The sequence below is a fragment of the Streptomyces sp. NPDC002742 genome (genome assembly GCF_042888885.1).
In the GTDB taxonomy this organism is placed as follows: Bacteria; Actinomycetota; Actinomycetes; order Streptomycetales; family Streptomycetaceae; genus Streptomyces.
Map to the genome: position 1 here is coordinate 118,632 of NZ_JBIAQF010000002.1, position 21,180 is coordinate 139,811.

The following is a 21,180-nucleotide window of genomic DNA, read 5'->3' on the forward strand; positions in this document are numbered from 1 at the left end:
TCATGCTTTCCCTGGCTCCGCCTTTCCTGTCGGTGAACGGCTTCAGTCTCTTTGCCGACCACGCCGATCCCCTCCAGTGGTACTACCTCCCGATGGGTCCGTCGATTGCGGTACGCATCGAGGGCGGCACCCCCGTCCCCGTCTTCTCGCTGCTCCAGTTCCGCGGCATGCAGGAGGAAGTCACCGGGGGCCTACTGAACTTCGACGTGGTGCTGGGCCCCCATGCCGACGTCCTCGACCAGGTGTTGGACGACGTCGCGGGGCAGATCCAGTCCCAGCTGAACCTCCCCGACCGGCCACGTCGTCCGGTGCCGGTGCCGGTCGAGGACGGTTCGGTCAAGCTCGTCCTGCTGGACAGCCAGACCGGTGACGAACCAGGCGGTCAGGGCTTCGTCGAACGGATCATCCACCATGCCAAGCCCAGCCTTTACGGAGTGAACCAGGCCGCCTTCTCGGCCCGGCTCGACGCCGACGGAGCGAAGCTCATGGACGCCTGTCTCGACGGTGCCGTCGTGCCGATCGGCGTCGTGTACTCGCTGGAGTTCCTTGCGCTGCGTCCCGCGTACACGGTCACGCTCAACGTCCAGTGGAAGCAGCTGAAGGAACGGCTCGACAAGACCTTCGGCGTCTCGGGCGTGTTCCTCTCCAGCCAGGTCACCGAGGAGCTCGACAGGCTCCGGGACGAGCGGATCATCGACGTCCAGGACAATCTGTTCATCCCGGAGGGCGAGGCCGGCAAGAGTGTGATCGCGGACCACAGCCGGGCGGTCTCGGCCGTCTACGACATGATCACCGATGCCCTGTTCGAGGTCACCCTCCCCCCGCGGCCGGCGCCGGACGGCTGGGACAAGGCCGCCGGGCTCGCCACCGAGTTCGGCCGGGTGGCGGTGACCGGCGGGCTCTCCCTGCTGGGCTCGTACACCTACCGGCGCGACAGGTCCGTCCAGGACGTGGAGAAGTCGCTGAACGTGCAGATGAGTCAGAGCACCGCCATCCGCCGGACGGTCCACCCTCAGGGGCATCTCAGTGGCATCGCCGACCTCATCACCGCGTCCGGGCGCCCGCGGCGCGACTTCGTCCGAGGTGTGTCGCTCGACGACCCGTGGTTCAGGCAGCGTCAGGTCGCGGTCATCTCCCGGGTCCAGTTCCCCAGCGACTACATCACCTCCGTCGCGGTGGACCTGCGCTACGGAGGCGAGACCACCACGGTCCTGCTCGACGAGGCGCACAACGAAGGCACGGCGCAGTGGTTCAGTCAGGTCGAGGACGGCCACATGGTGACGCCGGTACAGATGGACGTCACGTACCACCTGAAGAACACCGAGAACTACACGCTGCCGAACGAGATCAGCGCAAGCAGCGTCGTGGACGGCGAGAAGGCCGAGATCCGCCCCGACGACGTCTTCCGCCTGACCAAGATCCTTATAAGGGCCGAGGACCTCACATGGGCCCACTGGAACGGTGTCACCGTCGAACTGCGCTACGAGGACCAGACACTGGGCGCCTCCGGTCAGTACGTGATCGACATGACCGAGCAGAACCCCGCATGGAACTGGTACCTGTTCCTCTCGGACTCCGCCCCGGAGGTTTTCTCGTACCGTCTCACCTACCGGGGGCGGGACCGGCAGGATGTCGTGCGTGAGTGGGTGCAGTACGAAGGGACCGACCTTCGGATCGACGACCCCTTCAGCGACACGTACAAGCTCACCGTCATGCCCGCGGCGGACTGGAACGCCGTCAGCGCACTGCTCGTCGACCTGCTGTACGAGGATCCGGCCCATCAGGTGCGTCAAGACGCGTCCATGGATTTCGGTTCCGCCAAAGCGGGTTCACAGGTCTTCGAGGTCCCCCTGCGGGACCCGACACTGCGGCGCGTGTCCTACCGGGTGACGGCGCTGTTCGTCGACGGCCATCAGAGAGAGGTGCCGGAGTGCTCCACCGGCGAGCTCAGACTCGTCGTCAGCCCCGACATGCCGGTCCGTCAGGCCGTGGTGGTGCGCGTGGACACCTCGGCCAGTGCCGCGGACGGTGTGCGGGAGGTGCTGGTCCAGTTCGCCGCGCCCGGAACGGACACCGTGACCGCGAGCTACCCGTTCACGCTCCACGCCGGCGCTGTCGTCCACGAGTACACGATGGCGGGATCGCCGGGATACCGGTACCGCGTGACCTACCACCACGACAACGGCATGAGCCGCGAGGGTGCGTGGATCGACACGAACCTGCCCGTGCTCGATGTTCCCGGTGCATGACACCAGGATTGGAGGTCTTCGTCATGCTGCAGATCGGCACTACATCCGTGCTCTTGGAAGGCGTCGAGGTGTTTCCCGACCACGCCGACCCGAACCAGTTCTGGTATCTGCCCGCCCCGGTCAGGCTCGCCCAACGGGAGCAGGGGCCGGCCTTCACGCTGATCACGTACCGGCCTGCCGCCGTCGAAGCGGGAGCGGAAGGCGGCGGTTTCCTGATGTTCGAGACCGCTCTGACCCTCGACCCGGGAACCGAGGCGATCATCAAGAGCAAACTGGCCGAACGCGCTCCGGGCACCGTCCGCCTGTCCCCCGTCCCCTTCGACGAGGGAGATGTGCAATGTGTCGCCCTCAACGCTCAGGGACCCGGAGGCACCGTCGCGCAGCTCCCCGAGGGGGCCTTCCGCGCCGTGGAGACGATTCTCGGCACAGCGGTTCCCTCGTTGTTCGGGGAGAACACCGCGATGTTCAGCCTCACGCTCTCCGCCGAAGGCGCGAAGCTGCTCAAGGAGGTCTTCCGCGCGGGAGGCAGCCCCGTCGGTGTTATCTACCGGCTGAAGTTCACGGCACTGCGCCCTGCCCTCTCGGTGACGATCACCGCGAACCTCCGCCGGGTGTACAGCGAGCTGGCCGTCGGTCTGGACGCCCAGATCTACTGGGCTCACGTGGGGCTCGAAGCAGCGTTTCAGAAACTGCGTCAGGATCAGGTCATCAAGATCGAGATCAAGGAGTTCACCACTGACGAGGACAACGAGGAGAAGATCCAGCGGGCGCTGGACATGTTCATGAACCACATCCTCGGGCAGTGGTTCGAGCCCAGCCTGAGCCCGCGTGACCTGCCTTCGCCCGGCCCCAGACCCGCCGCCGCGGGGGGCCCGGCCGCAGCGGCCGTACCCGCGCGTCTCGTCGGCACGGCTCCCTCACCGGCCCAGCCCCTCCCCGGCGTCTCCGGGCCGGTGGCTCCGGCTCGGCCGATCCCGACGGCGGCGGCGCCGGCCGCGCCTCTCACCCGGCCCGGCGCTCCGCCTGCGGCGCCCGTGGCAGCGCAGCCCGTGGCGGGCGGGGTCCCCGGTGGCGGGGCGGTGCCCCGGCTTCCCGGGGCGGTGGGAGCCGCCGGCCCGGCACCCGCTTCTCCTGTGGCACCCGCGCCACCGGCTCCGAACCCGGCGGCCCCCGCACCGGCGTCGGCCGCTCCGGCTCCGGCGGCACCCGCACCGGCGCTGGCCGCCGCCGTCCCTCGCGCGCCGACCCCGCCCGCGCAGCCGCAGGCTCCCGCAGGGGTTCCGGGACGCGCTGCGGTGCCTTCGCCCGCGACGGCCGGTGGTGTGAATCCGGCGATCGTGTCGTTCAAGCTGCGCTACGGGATGCAGATCGAGGACAAGGAAGTGTCCTTCACCTACGACCGGGCCGAGGCCGTACAGCGCACCTACGCACCCCAGGGATTCTTCAGCACGCTCGCCGCCGATCTGGACGGACCACCGCATGTCATCGACGTCGATCTCAACGACGACTTCTTCAAGACCATCACCGTGCAACTGCTCGGCGCGGTGGACTTCGCGGCGATGGGTCTGACCAGCATCGCTGTGACGATCCGATACGGCAGGCCCGAGGACGACGGTGGCGTGCAGACCTTCGACCGGCTGATCGACGCGGGCCATCCGGCGTCCGAGCCCGTCAAGTTCTTCATGAACCGCTCGATGGACACGACCTACGCCTTCCGCCTGGAGTACCACTTCGCGGCCGAGTCCGGCTGGGAGGGACAGAGCCTGACCTACGTACGCGAGGGCACGAGCGAGCACCACACGCTCTCCATCGACCCGCACCAGTTCCTCGGCTTCCTCGAGGTCGAAGTCGCTCCGCACGACATCGACGCGGACGTGGTCCACGAGACCCGGGTCGAACTGACCCGTCAGGAGCCCGACGGCTCGGTGCTGCGTGACACCCGCACCGTCCGGCCGGGCGACAACGCCACGCAGTGGAAGGTGCGTACGGCGGACCGGAGCGAACTGACGTACACGTACCGGCTCGTGCACACGATGACCGACGGGTCCGTCATCACCAGCGAGCCCGTCGCCACCGGCGCCACCCAACTGGCCGTCAACGACCCCTACCCCGGCCAGCTCGACATCGATCTCGTTCCCGCCTGGAACCCTTCCGGGCTGAGATCGGTCTTCGTCGACCTCCGTTACACCGACCCAGAGGCCGACTACCACCGTGACAAGCGCATAGAACTCGACCCCGCTCAGACCACGACTCAGCGCACCTGGATCGCGCTTCCCGATCGGAACAAGCGCGAGTTCTCCTACCGGTTCACATTCGTGCACTCGGACGGAACCTCCTCGCAGACCAACTACACGCCCACGAGCGACTCGCTCGTGCCCGTACGCGCGCAGTGACGCGCCAATGCCCTCCGACACGGCCCCGCGTACCGCGCTTCCGCCCGAGGTGAGCCGGACCCTTCCTGTACTGCATCCCAGGGCCCGGCACTGGCTGCCGAGACTCCTGGCACCCGTCACCCGCAGCACCCGAGCGGATCGCTGGTGCGCGAGCCTCCTCACGCCCCTGGGGTTCCCCGTTGAGCTCAGCGTGGCCACGTCCGCCCCCTGGACGACGCGGTACACGACCGAGTTCGTCTCCCCGGAACAGGCACCAGCCGACCGCCTCGCCGCAGGACTGCGCCGCCTGCGCTCACTGGGGATTCCGTCGCCCGACGAGGGCCTGACGGCGCTCCTTCTCCGCGCCCACCGACAGCACTCGGTGATGTGGGGGGCATGGCTGAGCGGGCGGCACGACGACGCGGGCGACCGCTTCAAGCTCTACGTGGAAGTACCGAGGGGGGCGGCGATCCCGGTCGAGCGGGAGATCACCGCGCGTCTCGGCATCCTGCCGTTCCCCTTGCCGGAGGGCAGACTACGTCTCGTCGGCCTCGACGCGGCGTCAAGTCGCCCCGAACGCTACTACCGGGTCGGTCGGCTCACGATGTCGGACATACGAGGCCTCGCCCCTGTGCACCTTCGCGCCCGTGTGGACGCTCTGTCCGCAGCGCTCGGTGATCTCCTCGGCCGGTCTCTAGGCGAGGAGCTCTACGGGGTGAACGCCAACGTCACGCTGACCCCCAGAGCCCTGACGATCTGCGGTCCGGCAGTCAGCTGGCTGGGTCCGGACCGGGTAGCCCGCGACCGACTCCTCGCCTTCGCCGTACGCTCAGGTCTGGATCTGAGCCAGTACGCCGCCTTGACCTCTGGGTGCACCGCGCACGAGCACGGTCACCACGGGATCCTCTCTCTCACCCTAGGTCCTGATCCCGACGTACGCCTGACCATCGGTTTCTCGCCGCTCGCGGTCAACTCGCCGTAAGATCCTCGGCGTTGTTCCCCGAACGCGACCGCCCCCAGCCGTGCCGTCCTTGCCCTCCAAGACGTCGGCGGAACGGCAGCACCAGACACGGGGGCAGCGGTACGGACCGCGCGGCCTTCGAGCCGCCCAGCGTCACGCACCGCGGGCGGCCACCGGTCGGCGTGGCCAGGACATGACCGCGAGGCCGCCACCGCACCTGCCCGAGCAGTTCCAGGAAACGACTGATGTCCTGCTTGCCCCGCCACAGCAACTCTTCCAATAAGCGTTTTCAACGTGGCCACCGATCGGGTGACGGAGGCGGCATGAGTGAAGTGTCCGCAACGCACAGGGCTCCCGTGCCGTTGAAGGAGGTGTTCGAAGTCTCAACTCATCAGCGCAGGTGCATCGTTGGTCTCCTATCCTGCCGCACTCGACCTGCCGCACGCCTTGGTCGAGTGGGTCACCATGCTCATCGTCACCCGCGAGGGTGACCGCCGCTGCAAGCTCCCGCCGCACCAACGCGCGCTCGTGGCTCTGGTGTACTTGCGCAAGCACGACACCCTGGCCCAGATAGCCGCCTGCTTCGGGATCTCGGTCGGCACCGCCCACGCCTACACCGCCGCGGTGATCGACCTCCTGGCCGCCCGGGCGCCCGGCCTGCTCAAGGTCCCGCGCGAGCATAAACCGGAGTATGTACTGCTCGACGGGACGCTCTCCGAGTGCGACCGGGTGGGTGACGGCCGGGCCGACTACTCGCACAAGCACCGTCGCCACGGCGTGAACGTACAGGTCGTGACCGACCCGACCGGGCATCGCCAAGGCCATACTCACCCTGGAGAGGCAACGCTGAAAATGCTCAATGTGTCGCAGACCAGCAGGGCCGGACGGGTGCCGGCCGCTACGTTGAAATCTGCTGACGAATATCTCGAGGGTCTCCGACCACAGGTCGTCGAAGCGATTTGGCGCAGCCAGACGACGCCAGAGTCCAGTTCGCCCGGGGCTTGAGCGCCGCTCGCGCGGCGCGGGTTCCGCTGCGTATGATGGTAGAGGTCATATTCGTGTAGGCCTCGCGACCCACGCTGGCAGAGAAGGTAGGGTGCCAGACTTCCACACCTGCACGAATCCAGTGTGCAGTAATGGAAGAATCGGCCAATCCGGCTATCGCACACGAAAACCTTGATGATCGCCCATAGAAATTCCGGGCCATCGATCCCCCGAGACTCAGCAGCCGATCAGGGCTGTCAACCCTCTGCCCATCAGAACCAATCGGCCTGCACAGGCGGAGATCGTCTCCCAAGGACGGTTTCGGTTTCAGCGAACTGCTCCTCGCCAAGTGACGTGGCTCAAGGGTCACGCATTCAGTCGACAAGCACACGGCAGGCCGAAGAGTGGGAGTGGCAGACCGTGCGATCTCAAGCTGCAATACGCCGGAATGCCACCTCGACGTGACCGGACCTCGACGCCGACCGAGAAGGTGAGAAGGAGTAAAACATGGGTGAGGTAGCAGACATCATCAAGGCGGCCCACGACATCTTCGATAATGGCGATGTGCCGATCACTGTGGACGAACGCAGCCTCGGCATGGCGTACGCGATTCCCCGCGACATGGAAGGCGCGGTAGTGGACACCTACTCGCCTTGGCACGAAGTCGAGATGAAGCAGGTGTTCTACCGGGAGTCGAGCGTTTTCGGGGAGCCCTTGGCCGAGATTCAACTGCTCATGAACTGGAAGTATTCAGAAGCTCAACAGTACATCATCGAAGCCTATCTGATGAAGAATCTTCTGATACTCGACCCAACGGTCAGTATTAAAATCGGTGTGCGCTTCGATAACCCGCAACTCTACGACCAGGCACTCGAAGCATATGAAATTCCGTTCACCGTAACAGTGAACTACGATGCGATCGGTGCCACTAATACGGGCCTCTATCGTGGCCTGATCCGCGCCGATGGGGCAGGATCCTTCCCGCCGGAAGGCGAATGAATCCCGATCAAGCATAAGAGGTTGTCTCACGTGGCGTGATGTCTGTGAGGCATGATGCCGGTCGTGTGTGCTGATTTGTCGCAGCGGCTGGTTTCTGATGAACTGTGGGAGCTGGTCGCCCCGTTACTGCCATCGTTCGCTGCTCGACCGCAGGGCGGCGGGGCCGCTCCGTGTGATGAGCGCGCCGTGTTCACTGCCGTGGTGTACGTACTGACCAGCGGTCGCGCCTGGCGGCACCTGCCACCGACGTTCGGTACGTCTCCCGCGACGGCGCATCGCCGGTTCACGGTGTGGCCCGAGGCGGGCCTGTGGCGCCGACTGCACCGGGTGGTGCTCTTAGATTCAACCGGTCAGAGCAACAGTGCTGGTTGAGGACGGTTTACGTGGCGAGGATGGGTCGGCCGGGGATGTCGAGCCGATCTGCCGCGTGCTCACCGAGCACGACTGCAAGATCACCTCCTCCACGTACTACGCGGCGAAGAAACGCGCGGCCGCGCACTCGGCCCGGCAGGTGCGGGATACCGCCCTCAAGAAGCTGATCACCGAGGTCCACGCGGCCAACTTCCGTGTCTACGGCGCCAGGAAGGTCTAGCGTGAGCTGCACCGCCAAGGTCACATCGCGGCCCGGTGCACCGTCGAACGTCTGATGCGGGAACTCGGTATCGCCGACACCGTCCGCGGAAAGAAGGTCATCACCACGAGCCTGGACACTGCCGTCGAGCGGGCACCGGACCTGCTGGACCGCAAGTTCGTCGCACCGGCGCCGAACCGCTGCTGGGTCGCCGACTTTACCTACGTCAGCACCTGGTCCGCAGTCGTCTACGTCGCCTTCGTGGTGGACACCTTCTCCCGCCGGATCATCGGCTGGTCCGCCGCGACATCGAAGGAAACCAGGCTCGTCCTGGACGCGCTGGAGATGGCCCTGTGGCAACGCGGCCGCGACGAACGCCCCTATCGGCACGGCGAGTTGATACATCAATCCGATGCCCGGTCGCAATAGTGATCGTTCGCCTTCACCGGCTAGTCTTCACCGCGGGCGACGGCCTCTTCCGACCATGCATAGCCGGGCGGTTCGTCGAGCAACCCCTCGCACGAGCGATGGATGCGCAGCAGGCCGGCGTCGAGAGTGTTCGAGACGCTGCGGATGCCGTCAAGCACTCTGTTGTCGGCGCGCGCGACGCCGGGGTGCCCATCGGCCCGTAGCTGCGCCGAGTAGCTCGCCGCGCTCGGGTCAACGAACGTCCACTCGGGTTCGACGTCGAGTTCGCCGAGCCACTTCCGCACGGCGGCGCTGTACTGTGCGTCGGTCATCTGCCGATGCCGGGCACGGGAGCCGTACCGCCACTCGGCCGCCGCGTACAGGCGATCGTCGTTGCCGAGGCTGAGCAGCACCGCCGAGAACGGATTCGTCGTGCCACAGTCGACGCCGAGCCGGTGCCGGTGCATCGCGGGCAGTTCGTCGACGACGTGCGCGGCCTCGTCGTACATGTCGAAAATCGCGCCCTCGGCGACCACCCATGCGCCGTCGATCATGCGTCGGCGCCATAGCCCGGTGTACTCCGCAGACAGAGCGGCGACATAGGCCGGCGAAAGCGAGGGGTTGTCGGTGAGGCGGAAGTGCCATGCGGCGAGGTCGAGTTCGCCGGCTCGGTTGAGATACCCCGTCCGCAACCAGTGCCGCGGACTGTCCGGGTTGGTGGTGCACAGTAGCCGGGCGCCGGGCACGGACAGTCGGGGATGCCGTCGGCGTCCGCGCCCTTGAACCCCTGGGAGAGTTGTTCGGCACGGTAGGCGGTCTTGGTCTGTTCGCCGAAGAAGCCGGTGGGGCCGCCGGGGATCTCATGGCCCCGGGAGATCAGGGCCTTCTGTACGGCACGGATGCCCTCGTTCGTCTGACCGAAGCTGACATGCGACAGAACAACCATGACGGCTCGCTTCCTTTCGTCCGGTCAGTCCCAGGGGGTGACCGTGAGCCGGATTCGCGCGTCCTCCCCGAGCATCGGGGCGGCGGTGGCGGGTAGTTCGATGTGGTTGACCCAGACGCCAGGAGCGGGGTTCTCGTCGGCGCGGGTCCGCCCCTCGGGCACGTAGTCGCTGATCCGGCCGGTGATCTCGGAATTCCAGCCGGCCGAGATCGCGGGCGCGGCGGGGTCGGCGCCCACGTCGATGACGAGGATGTCGTCGAAGTCGGCGACCTGTTCGAGGTGGTCGTTGAAGCTCAGAAGGCCGTCGCGCCGGTGCAGTGACAGGATCCGCAGGTGCAGCGCGTACCGCATGGTGTCGGAGCCGCCGGCCCGCAGGCTGCTGTTCAGGAAGGTCCTCACCAGTGGGACGCATGCCTCGCCGTCGGCGGTGCTGTCCGGCGGGGCTTCGGCGGCGCCCGCCATGGCACCCTGGAGCTGGATGGGGCACCACTGGGCACTCGTCCGTTCGTGCGTGGCGATCTGGAGCCCACGCACCGACAGGCGGACCTCGGCCTGCCAGGTCGTGTCACTGCGCTGCGGCAGATGTGTTCCGACGAGCGCGGCCTCGACCTTACGGTCCCCGAACAGGAAGCGCCGCAGATTCTGGTAGCCCTCCTCGGAGTTGACGAGTCCGTAGCGTCCGCTGTGGCTGCGGTGCACATACGCCCGGTGCGCGCCGGGGACGTACGCGTTGTCGATCTGCACCAGACCGTCGCTGCGGGGCCCCACCGTGGCGGCCGACAACCCGTGCGCCACCTCATAGTCGGTCGGGTCGGTGCCGATCAGGCAGAAGACCCTGTCGAGAGGGAAGAAGAACGGCCGGTCCTGGGGCATGGCGCGGGCGTCCCATGTACGGGGCGGCCCATCGGAGTCGGAGAGTGTCTTCGGCGTCAGGTACTCGTACATCCGCTCCGGTCCGAAGATGTCCGCGCCGTTGATGCCGGTGAGGCATTTTCAAGACTGAGTCGATCGAAATGCGGGATCCTGGAAGGGTGTTGGCCAGGTCGAGTGGGTGATCTTCCAGGAGGTCACGCGGCAAAACCAAGAACGTCTCCACTCCGCCCCAACTCGACTACGTACCGACTGCCGAGTGCAGACGCTGCAGGACCACTGGCGGATTCCGGAAGTAGGACTGCTGACCGCTTGAAACCGTGACCGGCGGACTCTGCGGAACTCGGGGCAGCTCAACCGGCCCGCCGCGATCGGCCGCGAGGCCGACGAGCTGAGGTCCAACGGTCTGGCCGGATTTCCCCCCGAGGTCGTCGGGAACACTGGCCGCTACGCCGAGGTTGGCTCCCGGCGCTTCTGTCTCCAGATCCTCGACCTGCACGACCTGGACCACTTGGAGCTGATCTCCTCCCAGGTGCAGGCGCTCGGAAGGGAAGGACCCGGATACCGCGCCGTCTCTTTCCGGTACATGTCTCGATTACTTACGCCCACCGTCAGAAAAAACGGCACCGGGTTCTTTTGCAGCGCATCCGGAAGTAGTGATGTGACGGGCAGGTTACCTGGATCGATGGTGCGCAGGTCAGAAATGGGACTCCTTTGTCGATTTTCCGCAGAACTCCGTCCGGTCGGTGTGTTCTCCCCCACGTTCAGTGAGGTTTGGCGGGCTTTTTTTCCTCTTTTCTGGCACTTTCTGCTTCCCTTTTTAGCTCTTTGACAAGCCCGACCACCGGTTCTTATTCTCGGCGGATATTCGGAGCCCCGATGTCGTGGCTCCAGGGACTGGCCTGGTCGGCGGGGGACGATGAACGGGTGATTGCCCAATCAGCCGACGGAAATCGGATCTACCCCTTCCGCTTATTGGCTCTCTGGAGGGGCCGCGCCCGCCGCGCCACCCTGCTTTCCCGGCCGCTGTCACCGCCACACCTTTCCGCACGCGGTCGAGCGTGACTCACCAGCACGCCCGAACGACTTTCCGCTTTCCGTACATCGTTGAGCACGCCGTTCCGGTGATCCCGGGCACGACGGCCGACTCAGAGGAAGAAGGCATCCCGCATGACCACAGCCGTGACGAGGACGCGGACCATCGTGGACCTGTTACGCGACGCCGCCCGGGACCACACGGAGTCCGGGTTGCGCTACCCCCGGGGCGCGGACGACCAGGACGCACCCTTGCAGAGCTATTCCGGCCTCCTCGACGAGGCCCGCTCGGTCCTCACCGGCCTGCGGCAACGCGGCCTCGCCCCAAGGGACAAGGTCGTCCTGCTCCTGGAGAAACCGCGGGAGTTCGTCGCCGCGTTCTGGGCCTGCCAGCTCGGCGGGTTCGTGCCATGCCCGATGGCCGCCCTGGGCGGCGACCCGGAGCGTTGGGCGGCCCAGCTGACGCACGTCGACACCCTTCTCGGCCATCCGCTGATCGTCACCAGCGCCACCCTCGCCGCCGAACTCCCGCGTGCCGACGGCCTGTCCGTCGTCCCGTTGGAGGATCTGCACGCCGAGCACCCCGCGGTCTCCTTCCACGAGGCCGATCCCAAGGACACCGCCGTCCTCGTGCTGACGTCGGGCTCCACCGGCAATTCCAAGGCCGTGATGCTCAGCCATGCCAACCTGCTCGCCTCCATGGCCGCCAAGAACGGCTACCACGGGCTGACCGCCCAGGACATCAGCCTCAACTGGGTCTCCTTCGACCATGTCGCCGCCCTCCTCGAATGCCACCTGCTGCCTCTGTACGCGGGCAGCACCCAGCTGCACGTCGAAGCGCCCGTGGTGCTCCAGGAGCCGCTGAACTTCCTTCGGATCATCTCCGGCTTCGGCGTCACCATGACCTTCACCCCCAACTTCCTGCTGGGGCTGATCAATCCGCAGGCCGACCGGCTCGGCGAGGAGGACGGCGACGAGATCGACCTGTCCCGGCTGCGGCACGTCATCAGCGGCGGCGAGGCCGTCGTCCGCACCACCGGCGAGACCTTCCTCAGCCGCTTCGCGCCGTACGGGCTGCGTGCTGACGTCCTGTGGCCCGCGTTCGGCATGTCGGAGACCTGCGCCGGCAGCATCTACTCGGTCGATTTCCCGGCTGCCGACCAGGCCCAGGAGTTCGCCAACCTGGGACGGCCCGTCGAGGGGCTGCGCATCCGCGTCGCCGACGAGGCGCACCGCGAACTGCCCGCGGGCGGGGTGGGCGAGCTCCAGCTCAACGGCCCGATGATCACAACCGGTTACTACAACAACGAGCAGGCCACACAGGACGCCTTCACCCCCGACGGCTGGTTCCGCAGCGGTGACCTCGGCCGGATCGACGACGGCCGGCTCACCCTCGTCGGGCGCAACAAGGACAGCGTCATCGTCAATGGCGTCAACTACTTCAGCCACGACGTCGAGACCCTCCTCGAAGGCCTCGACGACGTGGCCCACTCCTTTGTCGCCGCCTTCCCCACCCGCGCCCCCGGCAGCGACACCGAGCAACTCGTGGTCGCCTTCCATCCGGAGTGCGCCGACGGCGACGAGCTCGCCCTGTACCGGGTGCTGAGCGCGGTGCGCAGCAGCGTCGTCATGCACTGGGGCTTCCGGCCCGCACTCATCCTTCCGCTGCCGAAGGACGCCTTCCCCAAGACCAGCCTCGGCAAGATCCAGCGCGCGCTGATGCGCAAGCGGCTGGAGGCCGGGGCGTACGACGAGGTGACGGGCGTCGTCGACGACCTGGTTCTGCGTCGGCTCGGCGGCCATACCGCGCCCAAGGGCGACACGGAGAAAGTCCTCGCCGGCATCTACGCCGAGATGTTCGACACCGCCCCCGACCTGATGAGTGTCACCGCCAACTTCTTCGACCTGGGCGGCACCTCACTCGACATCCTGCGCCTGCGTTCCCTGGTCGCCCAGCGCCTCGGCGCGGACGGCCTGCAGATCATCACCGTGCTGCGGGCCCCCACCGTGCGTGCCCTGGCCGCCCACCTCGACGGGGCCGCGGACGGCGAGGGGGAGTACGACCCGATCGTTGCGATGCAGGTCACCGGCGACAAAACCCCGCTGTTCTGCGTCCATCCGGGCGTCGGCGAGGTCCTCGTCTTCGTCAACCTCGCCAAGTACTTCGTGGGCGAACGGCCGTTCTACGCACTGCGTGCCCGCGGCTTCAACCCCGGCGAGAAGCCCTTCGAGAGCTTCGCCGAGATGGTCGACACGTACGTCAGAGCCATCCGCTCCCGCCAGCCGCACGGCCCGTACGCCGTCGCGGGGTACTCGTACGGCGGCGCGGTCGCCTTCGAGATAGCCAAGGTGCTCGAAGCGCAGGGCGAGCGCGTCGACTTCGTCGGCAGCTTCAACCTGCCGCCGCACATCAAGTACCGCATGAACGAGCTGGACTTCGTCGAGACCGCCGCCAACCTGGCGTTCTTCCTGGAGCTGATCGACAAGAAGCAGTCGCTCGAACTGCCCGCGCAGCTGAGGTCGTTGTCCAAGGATGAGCAGCTCGCACACTTCATCGACCAGGCGCCCGCGGGCCGCCTCGCCGAACTCGACCTCACCTTCGAGAGGTTCAAGGCATGGGCGGAACTCGCAGACGGCCTCACGAACCTCGGACGCGGCTACTCGCCCGGCGGCAGAGTCCGCTCCATGAGCGTCTTCTACGCCATCCCGCTGCGCGGCACCAAGGAGGACTGGCTGGACAACGAGCTGCGCCGCTGGGACGAACACGCCACCGGCGAGAACCGCTACATCGACGTACCCGGCGAGCACTACACGCTGATGGGCCCGGCGCACGTGGCGGCCTTCCAGTCGATCCTGCGCAAGGAGCTCGACCGCGCCCTCGGCGACGCCTGAACCCCACGGACCACCGACCCCCGACCCCGAGGAGGGGCAGTACGTGAACGGCAAGAAGATCCTGGTGACCGGTGCCACCGGACAGGTGGCGGGACCGGTGGCCGAGGCGCTGGCCGACGGCAACGAGGTGTGGGCGCTGGGTCGCTTCGGCGCCCCCGGGGCCGAGGAGAAGCTGACCCGGCACGGCATCCGCACCTTCCACTGGGACATGGACGACACCGGCGCCGGCTCCCTCAAGGGCCTGCCGGAGGACTTCACCCACGTCTTCCACTCAGCGGTGCGCCGCGGAGAGGACGGCGACTTCAACGCGGCCGTCGAGGTCAACTCGGTCGCCGTGGGGCGCCTGATGACCCACTGCCGTACCGCGGAGGCGTTCCTGTACGTCTCCACCGGCGCCCTGTACGCCCGCCAGACCCTCGACCACAAGTACACCGAGACCGACCCGCTGGACGGCAAGGCCGACTGGCTGCCCGCCTATCCCGTGGTCAAGATCGCGGCCGAGGGTACGGTCCGGGCGTTCGCGCAGACCCTCGGCCTGCCGACTGTCATAGCCCGCCTCAACATCGCCTACGGGCCGGGCGGTTACGGCGGCGTACCGATGCTCTACTTCAAACGGATGCTCGCGGGCGAGCCGATCCCGGTCCCGCTGGAGGGCCAGAACTGGACCTCGCTGCTGTACACGGACGACCTCGTCGAGCAGGTCCCGCACCTGTGGAACGCGGCGAGCGTCCCGGTGACCCTGACCAACTGGGGCGGCGACGAGTCCGTCGGCGTCACCGACTGCGTCCGCTACCTGGAGGAGCTCACGGGGGTCGAGGCGAAGCTCGTACCGAGCGAAGTCACCCGCGAGACCTACCAGTTCAACCCGACGCTGCGCCGCTCGCTCACCGGACCGTGCAGGGTGCCGTGGCGCGAGGGCATCCGGCGCACCCTCGCGGCCCTTTACCCCGAACACCTCAAGAAGTGAGAGGACCGGCTCCCGTCATGACCGACAGCACCGAAAACGGCGGCAGCGCCGACAGCACCGATCCGCTGGCACCGATCCACGCCGCCTACGCCGCCTTCGCAGCCCGCGACGCGGGCGCGCTCCTGGACGCCTTCGATCCGGACATCGAGTGGGTGCATCCCGAGGGGATGGACAAGTACGGCCTCGGCGGCGCCAAGCACGGGCACGCCGGCGTCAAGGAGTTCCTCGCCCACGTGCCCACCGTCCTCGGCGGCATGCGGCTGCACCCGGCCGAGTTCGTCCGCGAGGGCGAGCGTGTGGTCGTCTTCGGCCACCGGGACATCACCTCCCTGAGCGGGTACACGGAGACTCAGCCGTTCGTGCACTCCTGGGTCCTGCGCGGCGGACGGGCCGTCCGCATGGAGGACATCTTCGACACCGTCGCGTTCCACCGTGTGATCGAGAGCTGACGGGCGACGATGACGTACGCCTACCTCGGCCCGGAGGGGACCTTCACACAGACCGCGCTGCGCCGGCTCCTGTCGGCCCTCCCTCCGGGCCGCGAACCGGCGCACCGTCCGTTCCCGAGCGTGCCCGCCGCACTGGAGGCGGCCCGCCGGGGTGAGTGCGAAGCGGCGGTGGTGCCGCTGGAGAACTCGGTGCGCGGCGTCGTACCCGCCACCATGGACCAGCTGGCCTCGGCGGAGATGCACATCAACGCCGAGGTCGAGGTGCCGGTGTCCTTCGCGCTCATGGCCCCCGAGGGCGTCGCGGTGGAGGAGGTGACCGTGGTGCACAGCCACCCGCACGCGCTGGGCCAGTGCGAGGACTGGCTGCGCACCCGGCTGCCCGGGGCCCGCACCCGGACCGCCGCCTCCACCGCCGCGGCCGCCCGGGAGGTCGCCGAGGCGGGCGCCCCCGGCCCCGCGGCCATCGCGGCCGCGCCGGCCGCCGGCCTGTACGGGCTGCGGATCCTCGCCACCGGCCTGGGCCGGGAGGCGGGGGCCGTGACCCGGTTCGTGTCGGTGGCCCCCCGCTGGTCCCACCCGGCCCGGACCGCACGCGAGCGCACTTCCCTGCTGGTGTCATTGAGTACCGCGGGCCCGGCCCTCGTCCCCAACGTCCTCAACGAGTTCCGCACCCTCGGCATTGCCCTGTCCTGGATCCAGCCCTGGCCGACGGGCCGGGCACTCGGCAGCTACGACCTGTTCCTCGACGTCGACGCCCACATCGACACCCGCCCGCTGCGCCTGGCCATGGCGGCCGTGGAGGCCCGGGGCCTGGAGGTGCGCTTCCTTGGCAGCTATCCACGCTGGTCCGCCACGGCGGGATGAACGGTCCGTCGCCGGGGCGGGAGCGAACTGGTCGCCGGGGCGGAAGCGGCTGGTCGGTCGGCGCGGAGGCAGTCGTCAGCCGGCGGCTGACGAGGCCCTCATGCCGTGGGCCGAGGAGGTTCTTCGGCCGCCGGCAGGCGCGACTCGTCCGCTGCGGGTCGGGGGTGCCGGCCGGCCTCGCCTCGGCACAGCTCGTCGGCCCCCGGCGGGTGGAGCTCGTCTGTCGTTGGGTGGTGGATCGGGTTCGCCGAGGATCGACGCAGCTCGTCGGCCGCCTCCCGTACGGCCGGCAGCAGGGCCGCCACCGGCGGGCTGTCCAGGGCGCCCTCGCGCACCACGAGGGTGATCCGGCGGATGGGCCGGATCCTCTTCAGAGCGATGCGGGCGACCGGATGCCCCGGCCGCTCGGGCACCAGGTCGGGGACGAGCGCGACGCCCCAGCCCAGCGAGACCAGCCCGAACACGGCCTGCATGTCCCCGATGTCGGAGACGATGTCGGGGACGAAACCGGCGTCGGCGCACAGGTGCAGGACCAACTGCCCGAGCCTGGACGTCCGGTCCAGCAGCCACGGCTGATCCGCGAACTCGGCGAGGTCACGTGGCCCCTCGCTCCGGGCGAGCGGGTGACCGGGCGCGATGGCCAGACGGATGCGGTCGCTGATCACCTCCTCCTCGTGCAGCCCCGGCACCCGCGGCTCGGGCACCTGCGGGTAGCCGGAGGCCAGGACGGCGTCGAGCCGCCCCAGCCGGACCGTCTGCCGGCCCTTGTCGGGATCGACGCCGTGCAGGGTGATGCGCAGTTCCGGATGACGTGCGCGCAACCGGTTCAACGCCGGCACCAGCAGAGCCGGCCCCTCGTGCAGCGGTACTCCCACCCGCAGCTCGCCGGTGACCTTGCCGTCTCGGGCGAGCAACTGCGCTTCCGCAGCCTCAAGTTGGGCGAGGACGCGCTCGGTGTGAGCCACCAGCAGTCGTCCGGCGGCGGTGAGTTCGGCCCGTTTGCTGCCGCGGTCCAACAGCGCGGCGCCGGTCTCCGACTCCAGGGCGGACAGCTGCTGGGAGACCGCGGAACGCGTGTAGTTGAGTGCCTGCGCGGCCGCGGCGATCGAGCCCCGGGCCCCCACCTCGCGCAGCAGCACCAGTTTCCGTACGTCCAGCACCGTCATCCTCGCTAACGCTTCTGGTTAAGAAGTATCACGCCAGATTACGAGACAACGGTCCTGGCGGCGACTTCAATGGAGATCGACTCCCTCCAACGCGCCAACCAGACAAGGGACTTCCGCCATGCCCACACTGCTCCATCTCGACTCCAGCCCCCGCCGGGGCTCGGTCTCCCGCCAGATCTCGGGCGAGTTCGCGGAGGCCTGGCGCAAGACCAACCCCGACGGCGGTTACGTCTACCGTGACCTGGCCGCCGACCCCGTACCGCACGTCGACCACGCGCAGATCGAGGTCATGCACCGCCTGGAGGCGGAGGGCGTGCGCGACCTCGAGGCGGCCCGCGAGGCGGCGCGGACGCCCGAGGAGGCGGCGAGCTGGGCGGTGACCTGGCCGCTGATCGAGGAGCTCCTCGCGGCCGACACGATCCTGCTCGGCGTGCCGATGTACAACTTCTCGGTGCCGTCCACGTTCAAGGCGTGGTTCGACCGCGTCCTGATCGCGCCGCTGATCGCCGACCCGGCCACCGGCCAGGGCCCGCTCTCCGGCAAGAGGGTCGTCGTGGCCTCCGCGCGCGGCGGCGCCTACGGGCCGGGCACGCCCCGCCACGACTTCGACCACCAGGAGCCGTACCTGAAGGCGGCGCTCAGCATGGTGGGCCTCGCCTCCGACCTGACGTTCCTGCACGCGGAGCTGACCAAGTCGGCGCACGTGCCCCGGCTCCTCCAGTTCAAGGAGATGGCGGCCACGTCGTACCAGGCGGCGATCGACGGCGCCCGCACGCACGGCGAGGCCTGACAGCCCCCGGTAAGTCCCCGGAAACCGCTCTCATCGCAGCGGGAAGTTGCGGTCGAAGACGTTCTCCGGGTCGTACCGCGTCTTGAGCGCGCGCAGCCGGGTCAGGGCCGGCTCGGGGAACGCCTCGGCGAGGACCTCGGGGGAGCGGCGGGTGTCGAAGCTGAGGTACATGCCGTTCACCTCCGGGGCGAGCCGTGCCCAGTGGGCGTCGAGGGAGCGCACCCGTTCGGGCACGGTCGCGGAGAGCAGCTGGAAGTTCTGGGTGCGGTGGGTGTAGGCGGTGGCCGATGGACTGACGTCGTTGACCGCGCCGCCCACCGAACGGAACTGCCCCATCAGTACCTGCCCGGACGCCAGCGCGTCCGCGAGGGAGCGGGCGGTGTGCGTGGAGACGCGGTCGAGCAGTCCGGAGCGGGTGGCGCCCAGGCCCTGCCCGTGGTGCGGGGCGCCGCCGACCGGCACCAGCGCCGGGTACGGGGCGAGCACCGCCTCCTGGCGCAGCAGCGGGCCCAGGCCCAGCAGGGGAGTCAACACCCGCTGGGCGGCGTCCGGTCGGTCTCCTGCGTAGACCGCGGCGACGTGGGCCATGGCCGGGCGGCCCGGTGCGGCGGGCATGAGGGTGAGGAAGCTCGTGAGCTCGCGGGGCGCGGCATCGAGGACGGCTCCCCACTCCTCGACGAGCGACGCGGTGTCCCGCGCGTCGAAGACCAGGTTGGCGAAAACGACATCGCCGGTCTCGGACGCCTCCAGCTCCACCGCCGTCACGACGCCGAAGTTGCCGCCCGCGCCCCGGACCGCCCAGAACAGGTCGGGGTGGTGCTCCGCGTCGGCACGGACGAAAGTGCCGTCGGCCAGGACGATTTCGACGGCCGTCACATGGTCGATGGTCAGCCCGTCCCGCCGCGCGAACCAGCCCATGCCGCCCGCGGTGACCAGCCCGCCCACGCCCACGTCGCCGGTGTCTCCGGAGCTGATGGCGAGCCCGTGCGGGGCGAGGATCTGTGCAACTCTCCCCCAGCGGGCACCCGCGCCGATCCGGACCCGGCGTCGCGTCCGGTCCAGCACCGCGACGTCGTCGAGGCGGGAGACGTCAACGACGACACCGCCGTCGTTGGTCGACCGTCCGCTGATGCCGTGCCCGCCGCTGCGCACGGACACCACTGTGCCCCTGGCGCGGGCGTACGCCAGTGCCACGGCCGTCTCCTCCACGCTCTCGGGGAAGATCACCGTGGCCGGGGCGCCCCGGTGCACGTATCCGTGGCGCACCCGCTCGTAGCGGGCGTCGGACGGCAGTACCGTCCGGCCGGTGAGGGACGGGGGTAACGCGACGTGGGTGAGGCTCTGTTCCGTCATGACGGGGAGGTCCCTTCGGAGGACTCAGGAGGACCGACGGGCTCGAGGAGGCACCGGAGAGTGCGCGTCAGGTACGCCACGAGCCGCTCCGGCATGGTCTCGGGCGGGCCGGGCAGCAGTTCGGGCAGGTCCCGGGGTCCGGGCACGGCCGCGAGGAACAGCTGCTCCTTCGAGCCGAAGTGCCGCATGACCAGACCGTGAGTGACACCGGCCCGCCCGGCGATCTCCCGGATGGTGGCACGGGTGTAGCCCCGCTCGGCGAACGCGGCCCGCGCCGCCTCCAGAATCGCCTCGCGGTGGGCTTCGGGGGCGCGGACGCGTTTCCTGACTACGGCAGGGGTGCCGGGAGGTTCCTTACTGATCCTCTCAATGTACATCTGGTCATTAGTGCTGCCGATGGCTGCCCCGCTCGAAATGTCCAGTTATCGGTACCCCTTGAGGAATCCTTTCTGTGGGGCCGTACCGTGCTCATCGCCGACGCAGGCGGTGTCAGCGGGGAAGGGGCGACGCGCGCACTCCTGGAGCTGGACGCCATCCCGGTGGCGGCCTGCCGCAGCGAGGCCCGGCAGCACGGCCTCGCCGACCACGTGGCCGACGCCGCTCCCGGCACCCCGCACCTGCGGGTCGTTGACGTCTCCGACCTGGACAGCGGTGCTGTACGCGCCCGACTCGCGGAGACCACGGGCAGTTGGACGGCGCGGTGCTCACCATCGCCAACCGGGGTCCGCCGATGGAGGTGTCCGACGACGTCTGGGCGCCGTGATCGCCGACAACCTCACCAGCCGCTGAGGCCGCATCCTGCACCCGCCCGCGTGGGCAGGAGCCAGGGCCTTCCTCCGGGTGGCTGTCCTCGTGGTCATGAGCGTCGGCCCTGCCAACCATGATGCCCGGGCTTTGGCCCAACGGATCGAATCCGCGATCCGCACCCACACCGAGATCCTGCCCGCCCTCACCGAGGCCGCCGCCGACCTGCGCACCCTCGGAGACCTGGGCTACGAAGGCGAGTGCGGCGTCATCACCGTCGCGTTCAAGAAACCCAAGAACGGCCGGCTCGGCTTGCTCCAGCAGCAGCTCAACCAGACCCACAACAGCCTGCGCGCCATCGGCGAACGCGGAAACTCCCTGCTCAAGATGGCCTTCAAAGCATTGCGCAACGTCAGCCTGAATCCCTGGCGGATCGGGAAGATCGTCGCTGCCGCACTGGTCATCCTCCACATCGAGCACGACCGCACCACGTGACAACTATCCGTAGTCAAAACCTTGCGCGGAATGGGCCAGTAGCCCCGTGCACACAACGGCTCGCC

18 protein-coding genes and 3 pseudogenes are annotated in these 21,180 nt (G+C 68.4%); 15 read left to right on the plus strand and 6 right to left on the minus strand.

The features are described from left to right. Nucleotides 1–2: 2 nt before the first annotated feature. The 8 genes and pseudogenes from ACFYW8_RS03265 (at nt 3) to ACFYW8_RS03300 (ending at nt 8,565) form a co-directional block, all read left to right on the plus strand. Nucleotides 3–2,249, plus strand: coding sequence for a hypothetical protein (locus ACFYW8_RS03265; RefSeq protein ID WP_389066970.1), 2,247 nt, complete (start codon nt 3–5; stop codon nt 2,247–2,249). Further along, the gene (locus ACFYW8_RS03270; RefSeq protein ID WP_389066976.1) at nt 2,246–4,642 is read left to right on the plus strand and encodes a hypothetical protein; all 2,397 of its coding nucleotides are present in this window, start codon (nt 2,246–2,248) and stop codon (nt 4,640–4,642) included. Before ACFYW8_RS03265 ends, ACFYW8_RS03270 begins: the two co-directional genes overlap by 4 nt. Nucleotides 4,643–4,832: 190 nt before the next feature. After that, nucleotides 4,833–5,603, plus strand: coding sequence for a hypothetical protein (locus ACFYW8_RS03275; protein ID WP_389066981.1), 771 nt, complete (start codon nt 4,833–4,835; stop codon nt 5,601–5,603). Between the two features lie 387 nt (nt 5,604–5,990). After that, nucleotides 5,991–6,392, plus strand: a pseudogene (locus tag ACFYW8_RS03280) (transposase family protein); the annotation flags it as partial. 681 nt (nt 6,393–7,073) lie between these two features. Next, entirely contained in the window at nt 7,074–7,565 is a 492-nt protein-coding gene (locus tag ACFYW8_RS03285) for a hypothetical protein (protein ID WP_389066984.1), read from the plus strand. 54 nt (nt 7,566–7,619) lie between these two features. Then, entirely contained in the window at nt 7,620–7,937 is a 318-nt protein-coding gene (locus ACFYW8_RS03290) for a transposase (protein WP_389068123.1), read from the plus strand. Nucleotides 7,938–7,992: 55 nt separating this feature from the next. Further along, nucleotides 7,993–8,157, plus strand: coding sequence for a hypothetical protein (locus ACFYW8_RS03295; protein ID WP_389066988.1), 165 nt, complete (start codon nt 7,993–7,995; stop codon nt 8,155–8,157). A 6-nt stretch (nt 8,158–8,163) separates the two neighbouring features. Then, complete coding sequence (locus ACFYW8_RS03300) at nt 8,164–8,565, plus strand: DDE-type integrase/transposase/recombinase (protein WP_389068124.1); 402 nt, start codon at nt 8,164–8,166, stop codon at nt 8,563–8,565. A gap of 20 nt (nt 8,566–8,585) precedes the next feature. Here the strand turns inward: ACFYW8_RS03300 and ACFYW8_RS03305 are convergent, their stop codons facing one another. The 3 genes and pseudogenes from ACFYW8_RS03305 to ACFYW8_RS03315 form a co-directional block, all read right to left on the minus strand. Continuing rightward, the gene (locus tag ACFYW8_RS03305; RefSeq protein ID WP_389066993.1) at nt 8,586–9,290 is read right to left on the minus strand and encodes a terminase; all 705 of its coding nucleotides are present in this window, start codon (nt 9,288–9,290) and stop codon (nt 8,586–8,588) included. Nucleotides 9,291–9,355: 65 nt separating this feature from the next. Next, nucleotides 9,356–9,490: pseudogene (locus ACFYW8_RS03310) on the minus strand (peptidase); the annotation flags it as partial. A gap of 24 nt (nt 9,491–9,514) precedes the next feature. Then, nucleotides 9,515–10,435 carry a hypothetical protein gene (locus tag ACFYW8_RS03315; protein WP_389066998.1) on the minus strand — a complete coding sequence of 307 codons (921 nt, stop codon included), beginning with the start codon at nt 10,433–10,435 and terminating at the stop codon, nt 9,515–9,517. 283 nt (nt 10,436–10,718) lie between these two features. On the opposite strand from ACFYW8_RS03315, the pseudogene ACFYW8_RS03320 reads away from it, so the two are divergent. From ACFYW8_RS03320 to pheA, 5 genes and pseudogenes are all read left to right on the plus strand, one after another. Continuing rightward, nucleotides 10,719–10,901, plus strand: a pseudogene (locus ACFYW8_RS03320) (LLM class F420-dependent oxidoreductase); the annotation flags it as partial. A 629-nt stretch (nt 10,902–11,530) separates the two neighbouring features. Continuing rightward, nucleotides 11,531–14,287: an AMP-binding protein gene (locus ACFYW8_RS03325; protein WP_389067002.1), complete on the plus strand. Its 2,757-nt coding sequence runs from the start codon at nt 11,531–11,533 to the stop codon at nt 14,285–14,287. Between the two features lie 43 nt (nt 14,288–14,330). After that, nucleotides 14,331–15,254, plus strand: coding sequence for an NAD(P)-dependent oxidoreductase (locus ACFYW8_RS03330; RefSeq protein ID WP_329303820.1), 924 nt, complete (start codon nt 14,331–14,333; stop codon nt 15,252–15,254). A 17-nt stretch (nt 15,255–15,271) separates the two neighbouring features. After that, the gene (locus tag ACFYW8_RS03335; protein WP_389067010.1) at nt 15,272–15,703 is read left to right on the plus strand and encodes a nuclear transport factor 2 family protein; all 432 of its coding nucleotides are present in this window, start codon (nt 15,272–15,274) and stop codon (nt 15,701–15,703) included. Nucleotides 15,704–15,712: 9 nt separating this feature from the next. After that, nucleotides 15,713–16,567, plus strand: a complete 855-nt coding sequence (pheA, locus tag ACFYW8_RS03340; protein WP_389067014.1) for a prephenate dehydratase — start codon at nt 15,713–15,715, stop codon at nt 16,565–16,567. Nucleotides 16,568–16,665: 98 nt separating this feature from the next. On the opposite strand, the gene ACFYW8_RS03345 is transcribed toward pheA, so the two are convergent. Beyond that, nucleotides 16,666–17,733, minus strand: coding sequence for a LysR family transcriptional regulator (locus ACFYW8_RS03345; RefSeq protein WP_389067019.1), 1,068 nt, complete (start codon nt 17,731–17,733; stop codon nt 16,666–16,668). Between the two features lie 118 nt (nt 17,734–17,851). Between ACFYW8_RS03345 and ACFYW8_RS03350 the strand changes: the two genes are divergently transcribed. After that, the gene (locus tag ACFYW8_RS03350) at nt 17,852–18,523 is read left to right on the plus strand and encodes an FMN-dependent NADH-azoreductase (protein WP_389067023.1); all 672 of its coding nucleotides are present in this window, start codon (nt 17,852–17,854) and stop codon (nt 18,521–18,523) included. A gap of 30 nt (nt 18,524–18,553) precedes the next feature. Here ACFYW8_RS03350 and ACFYW8_RS03355 read toward each other — a convergent pair whose 3' ends face one another. Continuing rightward, a complete protein-coding gene (locus tag ACFYW8_RS03355) occupies nt 18,554–19,876 on the minus strand; it encodes an FAD-binding oxidoreductase (RefSeq protein WP_389067028.1) in 1,323 nt (440 codons plus the stop codon). Next, nucleotides 19,873–20,253, minus strand: coding sequence for a TetR/AcrR family transcriptional regulator (locus ACFYW8_RS03360; protein ID WP_389067033.1), 381 nt, complete (start codon nt 20,251–20,253; stop codon nt 19,873–19,875). The genes ACFYW8_RS03355 and ACFYW8_RS03360 overlap by 4 nt, the downstream gene beginning before the upstream one ends. A 481-nt stretch (nt 20,254–20,734) precedes the next feature. Here ACFYW8_RS03360 and ACFYW8_RS03365 point away from each other — a divergent pair, with 481 nt between their 5' ends. Continuing rightward, on the plus strand, nt 20,735–21,115 hold the full coding sequence (locus ACFYW8_RS03365) for a transposase family protein (protein WP_389067037.1): 381 nt from the start codon (nt 20,735–20,737) through the stop codon (nt 21,113–21,115). The last annotated feature ends 65 nt before the right edge of the window (nt 21,116–21,180 follow it).

Excerpts from the sequence above, each read along its gene's own strand:
- ACFYW8_RS03265 (WP_389066970.1), top strand. The coding sequence starts at position 3 with ATGCTTTCCCTGGCTCCGCCTTTCCTGTCGGTGAACGGCTTCAGTCTC.
- ACFYW8_RS03270 (WP_389066976.1), top strand. The coding sequence starts at position 2,246 with ATGACACCAGGATTGGAGGTCTTCGTCATGCTGCAGATCGGCACTACA.
- ACFYW8_RS03285 (WP_389066984.1), top strand. The coding sequence starts at position 7,074 with ATGGGTGAGGTAGCAGACATCATCAAGGCGGCCCACGACATCTTCGAT.
- ACFYW8_RS03290 (WP_389068123.1), top strand. The coding sequence starts at position 7,620 with ATGCCGGTCGTGTGTGCTGATTTGTCGCAGCGGCTGGTTTCTGATGAA.
- ACFYW8_RS03315 (WP_389066998.1), bottom strand. The coding sequence starts at position 10,435 with ATGTACGAGTACCTGACGCCGAAGACACTCTCCGACTCCGATGGGCCG.
- ACFYW8_RS03325 (WP_389067002.1), top strand. The coding sequence starts at position 11,531 with ATGACCACAGCCGTGACGAGGACGCGGACCATCGTGGACCTGTTACGC.
- ACFYW8_RS03335 (WP_389067010.1), top strand. The coding sequence starts at position 15,272 with ATGACCGACAGCACCGAAAACGGCGGCAGCGCCGACAGCACCGATCCG.
- pheA (WP_389067014.1), top strand. The coding sequence starts at position 15,713 with ATGACGTACGCCTACCTCGGCCCGGAGGGGACCTTCACACAGACCGCG.
- ACFYW8_RS03345 (WP_389067019.1), bottom strand. The coding sequence starts at position 17,733 with ATGACGGTGCTGGACGTACGGAAACTGGTGCTGCTGCGCGAGGTGGGG.
- ACFYW8_RS03350 (WP_389067023.1), top strand. The coding sequence starts at position 17,852 with ATGCCCACACTGCTCCATCTCGACTCCAGCCCCCGCCGGGGCTCGGTC.
- ACFYW8_RS03355 (WP_389067028.1), bottom strand. The coding sequence starts at position 19,876 with ATGACGGAACAGAGCCTCACCCACGTCGCGTTACCCCCGTCCCTCACC.
- ACFYW8_RS03360 (WP_389067033.1), bottom strand. The coding sequence starts at position 20,253 with ATGTACATTGAGAGGATCAGTAAGGAACCTCCCGGCACCCCTGCCGTA.
- ACFYW8_RS03365 (WP_389067037.1), top strand. The coding sequence starts at position 20,735 with ATGAGCGTCGGCCCTGCCAACCATGATGCCCGGGCTTTGGCCCAACGG.